The sequence below is a fragment of the Jiella endophytica genome (assembly GCF_004519335.1).
Lineage (GTDB): Bacteria > Pseudomonadota > Alphaproteobacteria > Rhizobiales > Rhizobiaceae > Jiella > Jiella endophytica.
The window spans coordinates 519760-538597 of the sequence record NZ_SOZD01000004.1; the positions used below are offsets into that span (position 1 = coordinate 519760).

17 protein-coding genes are annotated in these 18838 nt (G+C 67.3%); 13 read left to right on the forward strand and 4 right to left on the reverse strand.

The features are described from left to right. The first annotated feature begins 19 nt into the window (after positions 1-19). The 5 genes from E3C22_RS15385 (at position 20) to E3C22_RS15405 (ending at position 5400) form a co-directional block, all read left to right on the forward strand. Positions 20-907: a dihydrodipicolinate synthase family protein gene (locus E3C22_RS15385; RefSeq protein ID WP_245515014.1), complete on the forward strand. Its 888-nt coding sequence runs from the start codon at positions 20-22 to the stop codon at positions 905-907. 57 nt (positions 908-964) lie between these two features. Next, on the forward strand, positions 965-1948 hold the full coding sequence (locus tag E3C22_RS15390; RefSeq protein ID WP_134762912.1) for a TRAP transporter substrate-binding protein: 984 nt from the start codon (positions 965-967) through the stop codon (positions 1946-1948). Positions 1949-2026: 78 nt separating this feature from the next. Next, positions 2027-2542, forward strand: coding sequence for a TRAP transporter small permease (locus tag E3C22_RS15395; protein ID WP_134762913.1), 516 nt, complete (start codon positions 2027-2029; stop codon positions 2540-2542). Beyond that, complete coding sequence (locus E3C22_RS15400) at positions 2542-3828, forward strand: TRAP transporter large permease (RefSeq protein WP_134762914.1); 1287 nt, start codon at positions 2542-2544, stop codon at positions 3826-3828. Before E3C22_RS15395 ends, E3C22_RS15400 begins: the two co-directional genes overlap by 1 nt. 66 nt (positions 3829-3894) lie before the next feature. Then, a complete protein-coding gene (locus tag E3C22_RS15405; RefSeq protein ID WP_134762915.1) occupies positions 3895-5400 on the forward strand; it encodes an AMP-binding protein in 1506 nt (501 codons plus the stop codon). A 219-nt stretch (positions 5401-5619) separates the two neighbouring features. Here the strand turns inward: E3C22_RS15405 and E3C22_RS15410 are convergent, their stop codons facing one another. Then, positions 5620-6936: an MmgE/PrpD family protein gene (locus tag E3C22_RS15410; RefSeq protein ID WP_134762916.1), complete on the reverse strand. Its 1317-nt coding sequence runs from the start codon at positions 6934-6936 to the stop codon at positions 5620-5622. Beyond that, positions 6936-8093 carry an acyl-CoA dehydrogenase family protein gene (locus E3C22_RS15415; RefSeq protein ID WP_134762917.1) on the reverse strand — a complete coding sequence of 386 codons (1158 nt, stop codon included), beginning with the start codon at positions 8091-8093 and terminating at the stop codon, positions 6936-6938. Before E3C22_RS15415 ends, E3C22_RS15410 begins: the two co-directional genes overlap by 1 nt. A 238-nt stretch (positions 8094-8331) precedes the next feature. Here E3C22_RS15415 and E3C22_RS15420 point away from each other — a divergent pair, with 238 nt between their 5' ends. Beyond that, a complete protein-coding gene (locus E3C22_RS15420) occupies positions 8332-9120 on the forward strand; it encodes an HpcH/HpaI aldolase/citrate lyase family protein (protein ID WP_134762918.1) in 789 nt (262 codons plus the stop codon). A 25-nt stretch (positions 9121-9145) separates the two neighbouring features. On the opposite strand, the gene E3C22_RS15425 is transcribed toward E3C22_RS15420, so the two are convergent. Together E3C22_RS15425 and E3C22_RS15430 are read right to left on the reverse strand one after the other, a co-directional pair. Then, positions 9146-9994 (reverse strand): HTD2 family dehydratase, encoded by an 849-nt coding sequence (locus tag E3C22_RS15425; RefSeq protein ID WP_167591790.1) that lies wholly within the window; start codon positions 9992-9994, stop codon positions 9146-9148. 98 nt (positions 9995-10092) lie between these two features. Then, positions 10093-11037, reverse strand: coding sequence for a LysR substrate-binding domain-containing protein (locus tag E3C22_RS15430; protein WP_134762920.1), 945 nt, complete (start codon positions 11035-11037; stop codon positions 10093-10095). A gap of 118 nt (positions 11038-11155) precedes the next feature. Here E3C22_RS15430 and E3C22_RS15435 point away from each other — a divergent pair, with 118 nt between their 5' ends. The 7 genes from E3C22_RS15435 to E3C22_RS15465 all read left to right on the forward strand — a co-directional run bounded on the left by E3C22_RS15435 (position 11156) and on the right by E3C22_RS15465 (position 18832). Continuing rightward, on the forward strand, positions 11156-12289 hold the full coding sequence (locus E3C22_RS15435) for a CaiB/BaiF CoA transferase family protein (RefSeq protein ID WP_134762921.1): 1134 nt from the start codon (positions 11156-11158) through the stop codon (positions 12287-12289). Positions 12290-12413: 124 nt separating this feature from the next. After that, positions 12414-13328 carry a LysR family transcriptional regulator gene (locus tag E3C22_RS15440; protein ID WP_134762922.1) on the forward strand — a complete coding sequence of 305 codons (915 nt, stop codon included), beginning with the start codon at positions 12414-12416 and terminating at the stop codon, positions 13326-13328. Positions 13329-13472: 144 nt separating this feature from the next. Further along, positions 13473-14834, forward strand: a complete 1362-nt coding sequence (locus E3C22_RS15445) for an amidase (RefSeq protein ID WP_134762923.1) — start codon at positions 13473-13475, stop codon at positions 14832-14834. Next, complete coding sequence (locus E3C22_RS15450) at positions 14831-16012, forward strand: CaiB/BaiF CoA transferase family protein (protein ID WP_134762924.1); 1182 nt, start codon at positions 14831-14833, stop codon at positions 16010-16012. The genes E3C22_RS15445 and E3C22_RS15450 overlap by 4 nt, the downstream gene beginning before the upstream one ends. A 2-nt stretch (positions 16013-16014) precedes the next feature. Then, positions 16015-16842 (forward strand): enoyl-CoA hydratase, encoded by an 828-nt coding sequence (locus E3C22_RS15455; RefSeq protein WP_134762925.1) that lies wholly within the window; start codon positions 16015-16017, stop codon positions 16840-16842. 4 nt (positions 16843-16846) lie between these two features. After that, entirely contained in the window at positions 16847-17848 is a 1002-nt protein-coding gene (locus E3C22_RS15460) for an ABC transporter substrate-binding protein (RefSeq protein WP_206026970.1), read from the forward strand. Positions 17849-17938: 90 nt separating this feature from the next. Then, positions 17939-18832, forward strand: coding sequence for an ABC transporter permease (locus E3C22_RS15465; RefSeq protein ID WP_134762926.1), 894 nt, complete (start codon positions 17939-17941; stop codon positions 18830-18832). Positions 18833-18838 lie beyond the last annotated feature (6 nt).

Sequence of the window (18838 nt, forward strand, 5' to 3'; positions counted from 1 at the left end):
AGAAACACAAGGATCCAGCGTGACGACCTTCCGAGGCAGCTACACCGTTTGCGTCACCGCGTTCGATGCCGAAGGCCGGGTCGATCTCGATCGCCTGCGCAGCTATGTCGACTGGCAGATCGCCGAAGGGTCCCACGGCCTCATTCCGCTCGGCAGCACGGGGGAGTTCCTGTCGCTGACCCGCGACGAGCGGACGGCTGTCGCCGAAACGGTGATCCGGCAGGCGGACGGACGCGTGCCGGTCCTGATCGGCACGGCCGCCGAATGGACGGACGAGGCGGTCGCCCTCAGCCGCGAGGCCGAAGCGCTGGGCGCGGACGGCGTGATGCTGGTGCCGCCCTACTATTCCTCGCCGACCGAGGAAGAGTTGTTCGTCCATTTCCGGCGGGTGGCCGAGGCCATCTCGATCCCAGTGATGCTCTACAACAACCCGTTCACGGCCAATGTCGATCTCGGCGCCGATCTCGTCGCGCGTCTCTCGCAGATCGACAACATCTCTTACATCAAGGACACCTCGAAGAACGTCCACCGCGTCACCGAGATTCTGGCGCGCTGCGGTGACCGGATGACCGTCTTTGCCGGCTACTACCCTTGGGAAAGCTATCTCGCCGGAGCTGAGGGCTACAGTTCGGTCTTCGCCAATATCGCCCCGAAGCTCTCGGCCGCGATGTTCGAGGAGACGACGAAGCCGGGCGGCGAAGCGAAAGGGCGCGAGATCTATCTGCGCGCGCTGCCGCTCATCAACATGCTGGCCGGTGATCTCTACGTCTCCGCGACCAAGGCCGCGATGGCGATGATCGGACGGGGCATGGGCGATCCGCGCCCCCCGCGCCTGCCGCTGCCGGACAAGCGGCAGGCGCAACTCGGCGCCGTCCTGCAGGAACTGCGCCTGCTTCCCGCCTCGTAAGGCGCCCCGGGCCTATCCGCCACCCTCCACAGCCCACCCAACCAGAAGGTTTCGCAGATGAGATTTGGACCCATAGCCGTTGCGCTTTCGCTCGCTTTCGCCAGCACGCAGATGTCGTCGGCAGCCCTTGCCCAGGAAATCACGCTGAAGGCCAGCCACAATGCCAATGCCGACGAGCCCTACGGTCTCGGCATGGAAAAGATGAGCGACCTTCTGGAAGACAAGAGCGGTGGCAAGGCGACCATCCAGGTCTTTCCCAATGCCCAGCTCGGCGACGAGATGGAAAGCATCCAGGGCACCCAGATGGGCACCGTCGACATCGCGGTGACGGCCAACGAGACCCTCGTCAACTTCGTTCCGGAACTCAGCGTCTTCAGCCTGCCGTTCCTGTTCAAGGATTCCGACCAGATGGATCGCGCTCTGTCCGATCCGAAGGTCGTTGCCGAAATCCAGGACATCCTGAAGGAGAAGGGCTTCCATCTCGTCAGCCTGTTTTCGGCCGGCACCCGCCACATCATGACGAAGAAGCCGATCGCCTCGATCGACGACCTGAAGGGTCTGAAGATCCGCACCATGCAGAACGAGGCGCATCTCGACACCTTCAAGGCCTTCGGCGCCAATCCGACCCCGCTTGCCTATACCGAGCTCTACGGCGCGCTGGAGACCGGCGTCGTCGACGGCGCCGAAGCCGCCAACACGAACTACTACGCCAAGAAGTTCTACGAGGTCGCGCCCGACTGGGCGACCGTCGCCTGGCTGGAACTGGTCGCACCGGTGATCATGGGCGAGGACGCCTATGAAGCGCTTCCGGCCGACGTCCAGAAGGCCCTCGACGAAGCCGGCCTCGAGGCCGGCACTTATCAGCGCAAGCTCTATCGAGAGAGCGATCAGGCCCGGCTGGCCGACATCGAGGCCGAGGGTGTCAAGGTCACCCATCCCGACATCGCCCCGTTCCGGGCAGCCGCCGGCCCGATCATGGACAAATACGTCCAGTCCGACGAGCAGAAGAAGCTCTACGAGCTGATCGAAGCGGTCAAATAGGCTTTCCTTGGAATGATCCGGCCCGGCCCGCTTGCGGCCAGGCCGGGCATCGGCGGTCTCTGGCAAGGAAATGACGCGATGCTTGCGCTTCTGGAACGGCTCTGTCTCATCCTGCGCCGCCTCGCCTCAGGCGCGGTGATCCTGCTCTTTTCGGTGATGATGATCGCCGTCCTCGCGCAGGTCGTCGGGCGCTATCTGTTGAACTATTCGATCGCCTCGGCCACCGAGATCGCCACCTTCAGCCAGATCTGGCTGGTGCTGCTAGGTGCCGGGGTCGCCATGGCGCGCAACCAGCATGTGGCGATCGACATGCTCCCGGCCATGCTGCCGCTCCGCCTTGCCCGGATCGCGCTGCTTGCCATCGCTGCGGTCACCATCGCCTTCCTCGCGGTGCTTGCCTATGGCACCCTGCCCCTGCTGAAGCTCGGCGCGTTCCAGTCCTCACCCGCCCTCGGCCTGCCGATGAAATGGATCTATCTCTGCCTGCCGGTCGGCGCCGCCTACATCGCGATCGAACTCGTCCTGTCGGTCGCAAGGCGCTGGAACGATCCGTTTCCAGAGCCCGTCGCCGACGGCATCGAAGAAGCGATCTGATGGCCATTATCGCGATCGCCTTCGTGGCGCTGCTGGCACTCGGGGTACCGGTGGTCTTCGTGCTCGGCACGTCGGCGGTTCTGGCGCTGGTGACGACGACGCATGTGCCCGTCGCCATCGTCAGCCAGCGCGTCTTCGCCGGGCTGAACTCCTTCACCCTGATGTCGATCCCGTTCTTCGTCTTCGCCGGCGTGATCATGGATGCCGGCGGCATCTCGAGGCGGATCGTCGACTTCGCGTCCGCGATCATCGGCTGGATGGTCGGCAGCCTGCTGCAGGTCTCCTGCCTTGCGGCGGCGGGCCTGGCGGCGATTTCCGGCTCGGGTTCGGCCGACACCGCCGCGATCTCGGCGATCATGCAGCCGCAGCTGAGGCGCCGCAACTACGACGTCGACTTCGGTGCCGCGCTGATCGCCTGCGCCGGCTCGATCGCCCAGGTGATCCCGCCGAGCCTCACCATGGTGATCCTCGCGGTCGTCTCCAATGTCTCGATCGGCGCACTGTTTCTGTCGGGGGTCGTTCCCGGGCTTCTGTGCATTCTCGTGCTGATGGTGATCGCCTGGCTCCATGCCCGCAAGGGCGGTCCGCAATACCGCGAGAGCGAAGCCTTCACCGTCTCGCGGTTGCTGCGCACCGGCTGGGCGGCGCTGCCCGCCGCGGGCATGCCCGTGCTGATCCTCGGCGGCATTCTCGGCGGCGTCTTCACACCGACAGAGGCCGCCGCCGTGTCGGGCTTCTACGGCCTCTTGGTGGGCATGCTGGTCTATCGCGAGCTGAAGCCCGCCGCCCTGCCCGACCTCATCCTCAAGACCGCCTCGCTGTCGGCCGCCGTTATGCTGATAATCGGCACGGCCAGCGTCTTTGCCTGGCTGATCGCCAACGCCAACGTGCCGCAGATCATCGGCGCATGGATCCGCGACGTATCGAGCAGCCAGGTCGTCTTCCTGCTCATCGCCAATGCGCTCTTTCTGGTCATCGGCATGTTCCTCGAGACGATCGCCGCAATTCTCATCGTCGTGCCGGTGCTGACGCCGATCGCCCGCGACATCGGCATCGACCCCATCCATTTCGGGCTCTTGATCATTCTCAACTGCGCGCTCGGCACGGTTACGCCACCCTATGGCGTCTCGCTCTTCGTCGCCTCAAGCGTCGCTGGCCGATCGGTGGTCCAGGTCTCGCGCAGGCTCGCCTTTCCGCTGATCGGAATGTTCGCGATCCTCATGCTCGTCACCTTCGTGCCCGACCTGTCGCTGTTTCTGCCGCGCCTGGCCGGGCTGATCGACTGACCGCTTCGACTGCGGTCCACCCGCGTGACAGAACCGGCCCGGGATCGACAAAGTGAGAGGCTCCCCATGAGCGACGTCCCCGTCACCTACGGCGCCCGCCTTGCCGATCTTGCGGCCGAGAGGGGCGAGGCGACGGCGGTGCATTTCCTGGCCGCCGACGGCCATGAGGAGGCGATCGGCTGGCGGGCGCTCGACAGGCGAGTGCACCGGACCGCCCGCGCGCTGGCCGCCAAGGGAGTGTCAGAAGGTGACGTCGTTGCCTTCGGGCTCCCCAACACGCCGGCCCATCTCGTCGTCGCTCTCGCGATCTGGCGGCTCGGCGCCACCACCATGGTCCTCGATCCGAGCCTCGACGAGGCGACGGCGGACGCGCTCTGCCGCCGGATCGGCGCGAGGCTGCGCCTTCACCAGGCGGAGGGGCGCGGCGACCTCGCCGTCGCGACGCTCGAGGATCTGGCGGCTCGCCAGTCCGATGCCCCTCTCGAGGATCGCGTCTCGAAACCGGGCAAGATCGTCATGTCCGGCGGCTCGACCGGCCTGCCGAAGCTGATGGCCGACGAGCGGCCCTTCGTCCGGGTGCCCGGCAAGAGCTGGGGCAGGGTCGCGCCGGCGCTCGGCTTTCGCAGCGATCAGGTGCAGCTGGTCTGCGGGGCGATGTCGCACAATGCGCCGCTCACTTGGGCCCAGAACGGCCTGTTCGAGGGCAACACCCTCGTCCTGATGGAAAAATTCGACGCCAAACGGGCGCTCGCGGCCATCGACCGCTTCGCCGTCGGCTTCGCGATGCTCGTGCCGACGATGATGGTCCGCATGCTGGCGGAGTTGCCGGAGAGCGGCGCCAGGCTGGACAGCCTGCACGCCCTCTATCACACGGCGGCGCCCTGCCCGGTCTGGCTCAAGCGGGCATGGATCGAGCGGCTGGGGCCCGAGCGGATCTTCGAGATGTACGGCTCCGGCGAGAACACCGGCCAGACGGTGATCTCGGGGCCGGAATGGCTGATGCGCGAAGGCTCGGTCGGCCGCGGCTTCGAGACCGAGATCCGCATCCGCGACGAGACCGGAAGGCTACTCGGGCCGGGCAAGATCGGCGAGATCTTCATGCGGCCCGACGATCTCGGCAGCCGCAGCCGCTACATCGGCCCCAACGCCCCCGAGCCGCGCACCGACGCGGACGGTTTCCAGAGCATCGGCGACACCGGCCGGCTCGACCAGGACGGCTATCTCTATCTTGCCGGTCGCCGCGACGACGTCATCAACACCGGCGGCGTCAAGGTGAATCCCGAGCGCGTCGAGACCGAACTCATGCGCCATTCCGAAATCCTCGACGCCGTGGTCTTCGGGGCCGAGGATCGCGAATGGGGCCAGTCCGTGGTGGCGCTTGTCAGGACCAAGCCGGGCTCGTCGCTCTCGGCCGATGATCTGCGCGCCTATTGCGCCGAAGGTCTGACGCGGCCGGAGGTCCCGAAGCATGTGGAGATCGTCGACGGACTGCCCCGCGACGGCTTCGGCAAGATCCGCCGCCGGGCGCTTCAGGCCGACTATGCTGCCTCTGCCGCAAAGGCCCGCTCGTAGGCCTGACACCGCTGCGGACCCATGGCCGGTCGGCTGAGATGGAGGATCGGCTGACGGGGACGATTGGGGCACCGAGATATCGCGCGAACATGGTCAGCGGTGCAAAGCATATACAATCGACACGTGAACCCGACATCTCACCCTGTCACGCCGCGAAGGAAGAGCTGTTCCGGCGCTGAAGACGTCCCGGCGCCCGAGAACTGCGCGCGCCTTGCGGCTCTAGCGGGTTTCCCCCAGCAGTTCGGCCAGGCCGGCAAGGCCGACGGCATCCTGGTCCAGCGTCGAGACCACCTGCCACAGCGCCTCGGACCGCGCATCGCCGAGAAGCGTCGCCGATTTTGCCTTGAGCCGCAGCGCGGTCCGCTCCGGATCCGGCCTCGCGGCGAGATCGTGCGATGCGGACCGCCGCGTTCCATCTTTGAGTTCGACGACGACCCGCGACGCCGTATCGGCCAATTCGGCGTCCGCCTCGACCACGACCCTGTCGCGCAGGGCGACGAGATCCGCCCGCCGGCAGGTCGCTTCGGTGTAGGCGCCGAGATCCGCCGTGTCGACGCCGTGAAGCGCCATCGCCGCCGTCAGCCGGTAACTGAACTTCGCCTCGAGCCCGGTCACGGGCTCTGGCTTGTTGCAGACGGCGAACCAGCGCGGATTGGTCGAAATGGCGATCCGCTCGACCGATCCGGGATCGACGCCGCCGGCCTTGATCTCCGCCAGGCATTCGAGCATCGCGTGGAGGCCATGGCAGCAGGCGTGGTGCTTGTAGGAGATCCCGGGGAAGACCCATTCCCGGCCCATGCCGTCGAAGGCCTGGCGGCGGTCGGACCCGGCATGGGTGGGGCCGAAGCCCTGCGCGTCCTCGAAGGCCTCGGGGTTGGAGACGACGCCGTGGCGCGCGAGCAAGGCGCAGGTGACGCCGACCTCGGCGGCAAAGCCGGCATTCAGCGGCTTCGCCATGGTTCCCATCTGGCTCTTCAATCCCGCCGCGCGGGTCGTCGCGAGGCCGAGGGCGGAGGTCATGGCATCTTCGCCGAGACCGAGGAGGCGCCCTGCAGCTGCCGTCGCGCCGAAGGCACCGGCGGTGCCGGTCTGGTGGAAACCGGCCTCGTAATGCGAGCGGCCGAGCCAGTCGCCGACGCGGCAAGTGAGTTCGAGGCCGCGCGTGAGCGCCGCGCGAAAGGCGGGACCGCTTGAACCCTCGACTTCGGCGACGGCGAGCGCCGCCGACATCACGACGACGCTTGGATGGCCGATGTGAAGGAAATGCGTGTCGTCATAGTCGAGCGCGTGGCTGATCGCGCCATTGGCAAGGGCAGCGGCACGCGGATGGGCCTTGCCGCCACCGATCAGAGTGGCACCGCCCGCCGCCCCCTCGCCCAGCGCCATCGCCCGCGCTGCCCGCGACACCGGTTCGTCGCGGCCTGCGAGGCCGGCGGTCGCCCAGTCGAACAGCGACAGCGCGGTGAAGCGACTGGCCGCCTCGCTGGCGGGCTCCTGCGAAAGGGTGAAGCGGGCGAGATCTGCGGCGATCGTCATCAGTAGCTCCGCGGCATGCCGAGGACATGCTCGGCGAGATAGGAGAGGATGAGGTTGGTGGAGATCGGCGCCACCTGGTAGAGCCGCGTCTCCCGGAACTTCCTCTCGACGTCGTATTCCTCGGCAAAGCCGAAGCCGCCATGGGTCTGGACGCAGGCTTCCGCCGCCTCCCAGCTTGCCTCGGCGGCCAGCATCTTCGCCATGTTCGCCTCGGCGCCGGGGTTCTCGCCGGCCTCGTAGAGGCGGATCGCCTCGTGCAGCATCAGCTCGGCGGCGCGCATCCGGGCATAGGCCCTGGCGATCGGGAACTGGATGCCCTGGTTCTGGCCGATCGGCCGGCCGAAGACGACGCGCTCTGTGGCATAGGCGGAGGCCTTGTCGATGAACCACTTGGCGTCGCCGATGCATTCCGCCGCGATCAGGATGCGCTCGGCATTCATGCCGGAGAGGATGTAGCGGAAACCCTTGCCCTCCTCGCCGATCATGTTCTCGGCCGGCACGGGCACCGCGTCGAAGAACAGCTCCGTCGTTGCGTGGTTCATCATCGTGCGGATCGGCCGGATGGTGAGGCCGTTCTTCTTCGCCTCCACCATGTCGACGAGAAAGACGGAGAGGCCTTGGGTCTTCTTCTCGACCTGTTCCAGCGGCGTCGTGCGGCAGAGAAGGATCATCAGGTCGGAATGTTCCGAGCGCGAGATCCAGATCTTCTGGCCGTTGACGATGAACTGGTCGCCCTCCCGTCGGGCGGTCGTGCGCAGCGACCCGGTATCGGTTCCGCTGGTCGGCTCGGTGACGCCGAAGGACTGGAGCCGGAGCGAGCCGTCGGCGATCTTCGGCAGATAGGCGGCCTTCTGCTCTTCGGAGCCGTGCCGAAGCAACGTCCCCATCGTGTACATCTGGGCGTGGCATGCGCCGGCATTGCCGCCCTGGCGGTGGATCTCCTCGAGGATCACCGCGGCCGCCGACAAGGGCAGGCCCGAGCCGCCGTATTCTTCCGGGATCAGCGCCGAGAGGAAGCCCGCCTCGGTCAGGGCCTTCACGAATTCCGTCGGATAGGCCCGCCGCTCGTCGAGCTCGCGCCAGTAGCTGCCGGGAAAATCCTGGCAGAGGCGGCCGACGGCCTCGCGGATCTCGTCGTGGGTGTCGATTGTTGTCATGGTCGTCTCCAATGCTCGGCCGACCTTAACGCGCGGAGCGGCCGGACTGGAGGGTGCAATCGGAATGCATTCCATAGGCTGCGGCTATGATCGCCCCTGCCGGAAGCATTCCACCCGTCGCCATGGATCGGTCGGCGCTTTCGGCGGCGCCGGCGATGGGGCTATCTGATGGTCAGAAGACGCCCGTCAGCGGCGGCGATGCCCAACCGTAGACACCCAATACCTGGAGGAGGTGCCCATGCAACGAGATCTGTCCACCGCGCGCAGCTTTCTCTTCGTGCCGGCGACCCGCCCGGAGCGGATCGTCAAGGCCCGCGCCAGCGGCGCCGACGCAGTGGTCGTCGATCTCGAGGACGCCGTCCCGCCGCAGGACAAGGCGGCGGCGCGTGCGGGTCTGGAGGCGCTGCCGGACGATGCCGGGATCGTGCTGCGCATCAATGCGGCCGGAACGCTTTGGCATGCGGACGACACCCGCCTCGCCGCCCATCCGGGCATCGCCGCCGTCATGCTGGCCAAGGCCGAGAGCGCCGAAGAAATCGAGGCGCTGGGCAAGCCCGTCATCGCGCTGATCGAGACGGCGCGGGGACTTGCGGCGGCGCGGACGATTGCTGCGGCGCGCGGCGTCGTTCGCCTCGCTTTCGGGACGATCGACTTCATGGCGGATCTCGGGCTGACCGAGGATGGCGAGGCGATGGTGGTCTACCGCGCCGAACTTGCCCTCGCCTCCCGCCTCGCGGGCATCGCACCGCCGATCGACGGCATCACGGCCGCGATCGACGACGGCGCGCTGATCGCCGCGGAGACGCGGCGGGCGCTGGCCTTCGGCTTTCAGGCGCGCCTGGCGATCCATCCGCGGCAGATCGCGCCGATTCACGACGCAATGCGCCCATCCGAGGACGAGATTGCCCGCGCCAAGACCATCGTTGCGGCGGCGGAGGCGTCCGGCGGCGGAGCGATCCGTCTTTCCGGCGAGATGATCGACGCCCCGGTGGTCCTTCGGGCCCGCGCTTTGCTGGCGCGGGCCTGAACCGGCATCCAGAAGTCTCGCCGTCTCAGGTGAGGCCCAGCGTCGCGGTCATGGCGGTGACGCCGTCGGAACGCTCGACGCGCCCCTTGCGAGCAGCCTCCCCGCCACCCGCCTCGACGACGAGGCGAATCGGCGTGGTCTCGAAGACCGGTGCTTGCGCCCGGAAGGCGAAGCGGTGGAGCGTCGCCTCGCCGGAGCCGTCGGCCTCCGCCTCGTCCATCATGCTGTGGCAGAGCTTCGTCGCCATCAATGGGCCGTGGACGACAAGGCCCGGATAGCCCTCGACCGTGCGGCAGAATCCCCGGTCCCAATGGATCCGGTGGCCATTATGGGTGAGTGCCGAGTAGAAATAGAGTTCCATGTCCGGATGGACGAAGAAGCCTTCCGGCACCGGATCGTCCTGCCCGCGCAGGGCCTTTTCGGCGAGGCCGCGATCCCGGTAGACGACGGTGTGGATCTCGTCGATCGCACTGTCCCCGCCTTGCGTGATGGAATGTTCCACGGTGACGAAGCAGAGGTCGCCGCTCTTGCCGGTCTTGAAGTCGACGGCGGTGATGATGGAGCGCCGTGTCGCTTGTAAGCCGAGTTGCAGCGGCCGGTGGATCGTCACGTCGCCTGCCGCCCACATGCGCCGGTGAAACGGCGCCGGCGGCAGGAACAGGCCGAGGCGCTCATGGCCGTCCTCGCCGGCATCGGTGACGGGATAGCCGTGGTTGAAATACGCCCAGTGCCAGGTCGGCGGCAGCCCTTCGGCGGGCATCCGGCGTCCGAGCAGCGTCGCGAGTTTGCTCGCCGTCTCCGGCGCGATGGTATCGGCAACCACCCGTTCGCGGCCGACATAGCTTTCGCACTCGGCGCGGACCGCTTGATTCATGCGCAGGTTCTCCATCAGATTCTGCCATCTGGCGGGCGACGGTAGGCTTCCCGGCCGTCGGCTGTCCAATAGGCGAACCGCCGCTGCGGCATAGGCGGCTACTCTGGCCCCGCAGGAAACTCCGCCTGCCAGATGCCCCGGCGCACGAGATCGGCGATCACCTGCCGGCAATAGGTCTCGATCGCGCGTGTCGCGGTGGTGGCCCGAGTCCTTGCCGAGCGGACGAGATAGACCGGCCGGCGCATACGCGGCTCGATGATCTGGCTGCCGACCAGACGGCCCATCTCGACGAGGTCGTGGACGGAGGCGGGCGACAGGATGGTGTGACCGCTGCCGCGGGCGACCAGCGCCTTGATCTGCTGGAGCGAATCCATCTCGGTGACGACCCGCGGCTCCAGCCGCGCGCCTTTGGCGACGCGGTCGATGAGCGTCCTCAGACCATGGCGGCCCGAGGGCAGCACGAGGTCGAGCGCCATGACGGCGGCGAGCGGCACCGGCTCGCCCGGCGGCGTCTCGAAGGGCCAGTCGTCGGGGGCGGCGTAGAACCACAGGTCTTCCCGCAGGATCAACTCGGACGCACAGTCGCCGATGCCGTCCTCGTCATAGAGGAGCGCAAGATCGATCTCGCCGGACTTCACCCATTCCTTGATGTGGCCGCTCATCGCCTCTGTGGCGCAGAAATGGACGCGTGGCATCTCGACTCTGACGGTCTCGGCGAGCGGGATCGACAGGGCCATCGAGACCGAGGCCGGCAGACCGAACTCGACCCGTCCCGAGGGCTCGCTGGCAACGGCCCGCACCTCCGCCTCGGCCTTTTCGAACAGATCGGCGATGCGGCAGGCGTGTTCGTAGAGCCGCTGCCCCGCCTCGGTGGGCACGACGCCGCGGGCGGTACGCGTCAGGAGTTCGGTGCCGAGATAGCCTTCGAGATTGCGGGTCTGCTGGGACAGCGAAGGCTGGGCGACGCCGAGGACGCGCGCCGCCTCGCTCATCGAGCCGCTTTCGACGATCTGGCGGAAATAGGCGAGCTGGCGCGAATCCATGACGCTTTCCGGTGATAGGATGACCCTATTGGTAGAGGGCGGCGAAGCTATTTGTACAGTCGCTCGGTCTTTCGGCATTCTCGGGCAGTCACGAGAGGACGGAAACGAGAGGAAGACCATGGGCGATCTCGAAGGCCTGACCGTGGTGTCGGTGGAGCATGCGGTGGCGGCGCCCTACGCCTCGGTGAAGCTCGCCGATGCCGGGGCGCGCGTCATCAAGGTGGAGCGGCCGGAGGGCGATTTCGCGCGCGGCTACGACAGGCTCGCGGCTGGCAACAGCGCCTATTTCGTCTGGCTCAATCGCGGCAAGGAATCGATCGCCCTCGACCTGAAGGATGAGGCCGACAAGGCGGTGCTGGCGGCGCTGATCGAAAAGGCCGACATCCTCATTCAAAATCTCGGTCCGGGGGTCATGGAGCGCCTCGGCTTCGGCATCGACGCGTTGATCGAACGCCACCCCAGCCTGATCGCCTGTTCGATCTCCGGCTACGGCTCGGAAGGCCCGCGCGCCTCGCAGAAGGCCTACGACCTGCTGATCCAGGCCGAAAGCGGCCTGTCGGCGATCAACGGCACGCCGGAGGGGCCGGCCCGCGTCGGCGTCTCGGTCTGCGACATCGCGGCGGGCATGACCGCCTATCAGGCGATCCTCGAGGCGCTGATCGGCCGGGCCTTCAACGGCAAGGGCCGGCACATCGAGGTGTCGCTCTACCATGCGATGGCCGACTGGATGAACGTGCCGTATCTGCAGCACCGCTACGGCGGCAAGACGCCCCGGCGACAGGGTCTGCAGCACCCGACGATTGCTCCCTACGGCGTCTTCGACTGCGCCGACGGCAAGGCGTTGCTCCTGTCGGTCCAGAACGACCGGGAATGGGCGACGCTCTGCGAAGCGTTCGGTGCGCAGGAGATGGCGAAGAAGCAGGGCTTTGCAACCAATGACGAGCGGGTGAGGAACCGCCCCGAGACCGACGGCTTCGTCGCAAGGGAACTCGCCAAACGCGACCGGGAGGCGAACATTGCGCTTCTCACCGAAGCGGGCATCGCCATCGGTCGGCTGTCCGACATGGAGGACGTCGTGAAGCATCCGCAGAACCGCTTCGTCGAGGTGCCGACCCCGACCGGTTCCCTGCAGCTTCTCGCCCCGGGCGCCGTCGTGCGCGGCGGGCAAGCCGTGGCCTATGGCAAGGTGCCGGAGACGGACGAGCACGGCGTTTCGATCCGCGCCGAACTCGGCCTTTCCGACCGGAAGTGAGAGAACCGGACGGCAGGCCCACAGCGAACGCCTCTTCGGCGGGATCACGCGGGAGGGCCAATCCCGTGACGTTCAGGGCAACCGGCATTGAAACCGCGCGAGGCGCGGATGCTATGATCGCACCATGCGCAATCTCGACCTGTTTTCGCTCTCGCTCTTCGTCGCCATCTGCGAGACCCGCAGCATCAGCCGCGCCGCCGAGCGGATGAACATCGTCGCCTCGGCGGCGAGCCGGCGCGTCGGTCTGCTCGAACACGAGGCGGGACTTCCCCTTTTGACCCGCCGCCCGCACGGTGTCGAGCCGACATCTGCCGGGCTCATCGTCCTGCGCTATGCCCGCGACGTGATGCATCTCGGGCAGAAGGTCGAGGCGGAACTCGACGACCATCGCTCGGGGGCGAGTGGAACGATCCGGGTCTATGCCTCGAGTTCCGTGCTGGTTGAATGCCTCGCCGCCGATCTCGCGGCCTTTGCCAAAGAGCAGCCCGCCATCAAGATCGACCTGGAGGAGCGACCGAGCGCCGATACGCTCGAAGCGCTCTACCGCAAGCAGGCCGATGTCGGTGTCGTCGTCGCCGGCAGCGATACCGACGGCCTTGCGACCCATTCCTATGCCCACGACGTCCTGGCCGTGGCCATGCCCTTCGATCATGACCTTGCCGGCCGGAGCGAGGTCCGCTTCGACGAGTTGTTCGACGACGACCACATCGCGCTGGAGCCCGGCACCGCGGTCCACCGCCTGCTCGCCGATCAGTCGCGGGCCCATGGGCGCGGGCCCCGGGTTCGCGTGCAGGTGCGCAGCTTCGAGGTGATGTGCCAGTTGATCGGCCAGGGGCTCGGCATCGGCATTTTGCCGCGACGGGCCATCGGGCCGCTTGCCACCGCCCTCGGTCTCTCGCTTGTCCCGCTTGCCGAACCATGGGCCGAGCGCCGCTTCATCATCTGCGTCCAGGAAGCCGAAGCGCCCAACGCCTCGACCGCCCGGCTGATCGCGTTCCTGCGGGACCGGGCCACCCAACACACGCGCGCCCACGGCTGACGACGGTTTCATGCGACGTCGGAAGGAAAGCTCCGGTTTCTCCGTTGGAGAAATCTGATGACGCTGAATTCTCATTCCCAGAGTTCGCATTTGCCCATACGCTGAACAGGCTCAAGAAACAGGCAGCCGAAGGTGCCTTGCTTCATGCCGCTCGCCATGCTCCCGCAATGGACGGATCTGACGCCTGACCAGAGAGTCGTGGCGGCAACGGGTTGCCGTGATGCGGGAGCCGACCTCGACGCCGCCTTCCGACTGTTCGTCGACCCTGGCGAAGCGGAGGATGAATCTTCGCAGGCCGCCTCGGTCTCGCGCCGCCCGCTCGCCGGGCTCCCCTATGCCGCAAAGGACATGTTCGATCTCGCCGGACGTGCTCCATCCTGCGGGCTCGAGACGGCATTCTCCCCACCGCCTGGCCAGACCGCCGCGATGCTTCGCCGGATGGATGCGGCCGGCGCGGCGCGGGTCGGCCTGACGCGCATGACGAAGCTCGCCTTCGAGCCATCCGGCATCGGCACAGCGCTCAACCCCTGGAACCCGGATTTCGCGCCGGGTGGTTCGTCCTCCGGTTCGGGCGCGGCAGTCGCCAGCGGCGCAGCCTTCGTCGCCGTCGGATCGGACACGGCGGGCTCCGTCCGCATTCCCGCCAGCTGCTGCGGCGTCACCGGGTGGAAGCCCTCCACCGGCTTCGTTTCCGACGATGGCGCGATGGCGCTGAGCCCCAGCCTCGACACGATCGGGCTCTTGGCCCGCGGCGCGGCCGATATCCTGCTGGTCGTTTCCGGCATCGCGCTTTTCGACACAGATCAAGCCGGCGACGTAAAGCCGCGCGACGGCGGCAGCAGGAGCATCGCCGTCGCGACAGACCTTCTGGAACGGTGCGAAACGTCGGTGCGCGCTGCCTGCGAGGACGGGATCGCGCTCTTCCGGACCCTCGGCATGCCGACCATCGCCTCGGCTGCGGGACCGGCGATCGACGAAAACGGCGCGGCTGCGCTGCGCGTCCTCGGCGCGGAGGCGGCGAGAAACCTCGGCTCCATCCCCGATCTCGCCGCGAGGGAACCGACCCTCGCCCGACGCATCGCCAGCGGGTTTCCAGTCGACGACGACGCGCTCCGCCGGGACCTCGATGCCAGAAGCACCGCACGCGCGGGCTTGCTCGATACCGTCTTCGGCGACGCGGATGTTCTCGTCACCCCGGCCATGGCGATCCGCACGCCGCGGCTGTGCGACGTCGATCCGTCCGCCGAGGGTTTTTCCGGGCGGACGCTCTATGCGCTCAGCGCCTTCACGCGCTTTGCCAACTATCTCGGCCTGCCCGCCCTCGTGGTCCCGACCGGCTTCGACGACCGCGCCATGCCGGTCGGCCTGCAGATCATCGGCAGGCCGGGCGAAGATCGCGCCCTCCTCGAACTCGGCGCGGCGTTCCAGGCGCAGTCGGCCTGGCACGGCCGCGTGCCGCCACTGGCCCGCCCCATCCTCGAAGCCACGGAGAGCCTCGCCCCATGAGCTCCGCCGCCCTGTCCAATCTCCGCGTCCTCGACCTCACCCGCGTGCGGGCCGGCCCGACCTGTTGCCGCATCCTCGCCGATTTCGGCGCCGACGTGATCAAGGTCGAGGCGCCCGCCGGCGTCGACCCCAATGCCAAGATGAGCGGCGAGCGGCATGGCTACGACATGCTCAACCTCCACCGCAACAAACGCTCGCTGACGCTCAACCTGAAGAAACCCGAGGGCCGCGCCCTGTTCCTGCGGCTGGTGCGCGGCGCCGACGTCGTGGTCGAGAATTTCCGCCCCGACGTGAAGGAGCGGCTCGGCATCGCCTATGACGATTTGAAGGCCGAAAACCCCCGCGTCATCCTCGCCTCGATCTCCGGCTTCGGCCAGTCCGGCCCCTATCGGATGCGCGCCGGCTTCGACCAGATCGCGCAGGGGATGGGCGGCCTGATGGGCGTCACCGGCCTGCCCGGCCAAGGCCCGGTGCGCGCCGGCATCGCCGTCGCGGATTCCACCGCCGGCATCTATGCCGCCTGCGGCATTCTCGTCGCACTGGCCGAGCGGGAGCGATCGGGCGAAGGCCAGTGGCTGCACACATCGCTCCTGGAATCGATGATCGCGATGATGGATTTCCAGGCCGCGCGCTATCTGATCGACGGCGAGGTGCCGGGACAGGCGGGCAACGACCACCCCTATTCGACGCCGATGGGCGTCGTCGAAACCGCCGATGGTCACATCAACATCGCCGTCGGCGGCGAGAGCCAGTGGGCGCCGTTCTGCCGGGCGATCGAGCGCCCCGAACTGGCGGAAGACGAACGTTTCGCCACACAGGCCGACCGCTTCGCCAACCGCCCCGTCCTGACGGCGCTTTTGAAGGACATCTTCGTTGCGAAGCGCTCCGAGGATTGGCTTGCGATCCTCGAAGGGCACGGCGTTCCCTGCGGCCCGATCAACGGCATCGACGCCGTCTTCGCCGATCCGCAGGTGCGGCATCTGGGTGTCGCACGGCCTCTCACGCATAGGGCCCGCGGCCCGATCGAGGTCGTCGCGACCCCGATCACGATGAGCCGCACACCCTCGTCCATCCGCACGCCGTCCCCCGATCCCGGCGAACACACCGACCAGATTCTCGGCGAGGCCGGGCTGTCGACCGGCGAGATCGGCGATCTCAGAGCGAAGGGAGCGATCTGACCATGGCGATCGATCTTCGCAAACAGGGTCACGCGGCGACGCTCACCATCGACAACGAGCGCCGTCGCAATGCGCTGGGGCTTGCGATGTGGCAGGCGATCCCCGAGCGCATCGCTGAAGCGTCGGCAGACCCGGACATCCGCGTCGTCGTCCTCGAGGGCGCGGGACCGCTCGCATTTTCGGCCGGCGCCGACATTTCCGAATTCGCCACGGTCCGCTCCACCCCGCAGAACGTCGCCGCCTACGAGCACGCGGTCGAAGCGGCGCTCGAAGCCGTCGCGAATTGTCCCAAACCGACCATCGCGGCGATCCGCGGCATCTGCTTCGGCGGCGGGTTCGAACTGGCGCTCGCCTGCGACCTCAGGATCGCCGCGGAGGGATCGACATTCCGCATGCCCGGCACCCGGCTCGGGCTCGGCTATGCCTATTCGGCCGTCGAGATGTTCGTCGCCCGGCTCGGCCAGGCGGCCACCGCCGAAATCCTCTTCACCGGCGAGCCATTCGATGTCGTCGCCGCCCTACGGCTCGGCGTCGTGCAGAAAGTCTTCGAGACGTCGGCCTTCGAGGCGGAACGGAACACCCTCGTCGAAACGATTTCGACCAATGCGCCTCTGACATTGCTGGCCGCCAAGCGCGCCCTGATCGAGCTGTCGCGCCCCCATGCCGAGCGCGACAAGGCGACCGTCGACGCTCTCGTCGCGGCCTGCTTCGCCAGCCCCGACTACGCCGAGGGACGCGCGGCCTTCGCCGAAAAACGCCAACCGCTCTTCAAGGCCGCTGCCGGGACGGCCGAATTGAGAGTGCAATCCGACCCCGGTGTGAAAAGGTGACGCCATGATGAGACGCAGCATTCTTCGCCATTCGCTCGCGGCAGCCGCCGTCCTTGCCGCCGCCATGCTCCCGATGCGGGCCTATGCCGTCGGGCCGGAGCCGAAACCGCTCGACCAGCCCGTGGAGCTGACAGTCGGCTATCAGAAGGTCGGCCACCTCGCCCCGATCACACTGATCTCGGACGAACTCGACAAGCTCGGCGTGAAGCTGAAGACGGTCGAGTTCGCCCGCTATGCCGACGCCCGCACGGCGCTTCTGTCCGGTTCGCTCGACATGGCGACGGTCGGCCCGGCCGATCTCGCCATCGCCCTGTCGCAGGGGGCGACCAACGTCGTCGGCATCATGGGCGTCGGCTCGTCGAAGAAATACGTCATCGGCCGCAAGGGCGTGAAGCTCGACAGCTGGGATGACCTGAAGGGCAAGACCGTCGCCATTGCGCCTGGCTCGGCCGTCTGGTTCCAGTTCGCCGCCACGCTGATCGAGGCGGGCGTTCCCTATGACAGCTTCAAGGCGGTCAACATCCAGGGTGGCGGGGCAAATTTCGACCAGGCGCTGAAGAAGGGCGAGGTCGACGCCATCGTCACCTGGGAGCCGTTCGAATCCGTGCCGGTCATCGAAGGCTATGGCTTCTTCGCCAAGAACCTCGAATACAGCCAGTCCAAGGCCGTCGGCGCAGAACTCGGCATGCTGGTCGCGACCAAGGATGCGGTCGAGAACAAGCGCGACGCCGTCGAGCGCTTCGTCTGGGCCTATCTCGACGCGCAGGAGAAGCTTGCCAAGGATCCCGAGGCCTTCGCCGCCGCCTATGCCAAGCTGACCGGCCTTGCGCCCGATGTCGCCAAGGAGGCCGCCAAGCCGATCACCCTCGGTTCGGTTGTCACGCCGGAGCAGATCGAGAACCAGGCCAAGGCCTTCGCCGATCTCGGGGTCATCCAGAAGGACGTCTCGGGCGACATCGCCGAGCACTGGGACGCTTCCCTCGTCGATGAGGCCGAAGGAAAGTAACACTTGTCTTTTCCCCGGCGCTTCGGCGCCGGGGGAGTGCCGTCAAGGTCCGACGCACGCCCAGACACGACGCGCGCAAGGAGCGATGCGATGACAGACACCTCCGTCAAAGAGGCTGGTAGCCGTCCCGCCGGCATGGCCGCGCCCGGCAGTCGCGCACTCGGCAGCGCGCTGCCCCGCATCCTGATGAACAGTGGTCTCGCCCAGATCCTCATCGCTCTCGTCCTGCCGGTGGCGATCGTGACGATCTGGCAGCTTGCCGGAACCAACGGATCGCTGTTCGGCGGCGTTCTGCCGACACCGGACCGGGTGGTCTCGGCCTGGTGGACCTGGGCCTTCGGCGCCAAGGGCATGGGGCTCAATCCCTATAGCGGCACCTGGCTCGCCAATGTGATCTTTTCCACCGAGCGCGTCGCCGAGGGTTTTCTCGTCGCGATCCTGGTCGGCGTCCCCGCCGGCATCTGGATCGGCTGGAGCCGCCTCGGGGCCCAGATCCTCGATCCGACGGTGCAGATGCTGCGGCCGATCCCGATCACCGCCTGGCTGCCCTTCTCGCTGGCCGTCTTCGGCATTTCCGGCTTCAGCGCGATCTTCCTCATCGCGCTCGGCGCCTTCTATCCGATCGTCATCAACACCACCCAAGGCGCCCGCCATGTCGAGCGCAACCTCGTGCGCGCCGCCCTGATGATGGGCGCCGGCCGGCTCGACATCCTGCGCCGGGTGGTGCTGCCGGCCGCCCTGCCCGCGATCTTCACCGGCCTCCGGATCGGCCTCGGCATCGGCTGGACCGCCGTCATCGTGTCGGAGATGATCGCGGTCAAATCCGGCCTCGGCTACGTGCTGTGGGACGCCTATTACGTCGGCCGCATGGACGTCGTCATCGCCGACATGGTGTCGATCGGCGTGATGGGCCTCCTGTCGGACCAGCTGATCCTGCTTGCCGAACGCTGGGCGCTCTCCTGGCGTCTCGCCGGTGCCCGCTGAGGGAGA

Excerpts from the sequence above, each read along its gene's own strand:
- E3C22_RS15390 (WP_134762912.1), top strand. The coding sequence starts at position 965 with ATGAGATTTGGACCCATAGCCGTTGCGCTTTCGCTCGCTTTCGCCAGC.
- E3C22_RS15395 (WP_134762913.1), top strand. The coding sequence starts at position 2,027 with ATGCTTGCGCTTCTGGAACGGCTCTGTCTCATCCTGCGCCGCCTCGCC.
- E3C22_RS15400 (WP_134762914.1), top strand. The coding sequence starts at position 2,542 with ATGGCCATTATCGCGATCGCCTTCGTGGCGCTGCTGGCACTCGGGGTA.
- E3C22_RS15405 (WP_134762915.1), top strand. The coding sequence starts at position 3,895 with ATGAGCGACGTCCCCGTCACCTACGGCGCCCGCCTTGCCGATCTTGCG.
- E3C22_RS15410 (WP_134762916.1), bottom strand. The coding sequence starts at position 6,936 with ATGACGATCGCCGCAGATCTCGCCCGCTTCACCCTTTCGCAGGAGCCC.
- E3C22_RS15415 (WP_134762917.1), bottom strand. The coding sequence starts at position 8,093 with ATGACAACAATCGACACCCACGACGAGATCCGCGAGGCCGTCGGCCGC.
- E3C22_RS15420 (WP_134762918.1), top strand. The coding sequence starts at position 8,332 with ATGCAACGAGATCTGTCCACCGCGCGCAGCTTTCTCTTCGTGCCGGCG.
- E3C22_RS15425 (WP_167591790.1), bottom strand. The coding sequence starts at position 9,994 with ATGAATCAAGCGGTCCGCGCCGAGTGCGAAAGCTATGTCGGCCGCGAA.
- E3C22_RS15430 (WP_134762920.1), bottom strand. The coding sequence starts at position 11,037 with ATGGATTCGCGCCAGCTCGCCTATTTCCGCCAGATCGTCGAAAGCGGC.
- E3C22_RS15435 (WP_134762921.1), top strand. The coding sequence starts at position 11,156 with ATGGGCGATCTCGAAGGCCTGACCGTGGTGTCGGTGGAGCATGCGGTG.
- E3C22_RS15440 (WP_134762922.1), top strand. The coding sequence starts at position 12,414 with ATGCGCAATCTCGACCTGTTTTCGCTCTCGCTCTTCGTCGCCATCTGC.
- E3C22_RS15445 (WP_134762923.1), top strand. The coding sequence starts at position 13,473 with ATGCCGCTCGCCATGCTCCCGCAATGGACGGATCTGACGCCTGACCAG.
- E3C22_RS15450 (WP_134762924.1), top strand. The coding sequence starts at position 14,831 with ATGAGCTCCGCCGCCCTGTCCAATCTCCGCGTCCTCGACCTCACCCGC.
- E3C22_RS15455 (WP_134762925.1), top strand. The coding sequence starts at position 16,015 with ATGGCGATCGATCTTCGCAAACAGGGTCACGCGGCGACGCTCACCATC.
- E3C22_RS15460 (WP_206026970.1), top strand. The coding sequence starts at position 16,847 with ATGATGAGACGCAGCATTCTTCGCCATTCGCTCGCGGCAGCCGCCGTC.
- E3C22_RS15465 (WP_134762926.1), top strand. The coding sequence starts at position 17,939 with ATGACAGACACCTCCGTCAAAGAGGCTGGTAGCCGTCCCGCCGGCATG.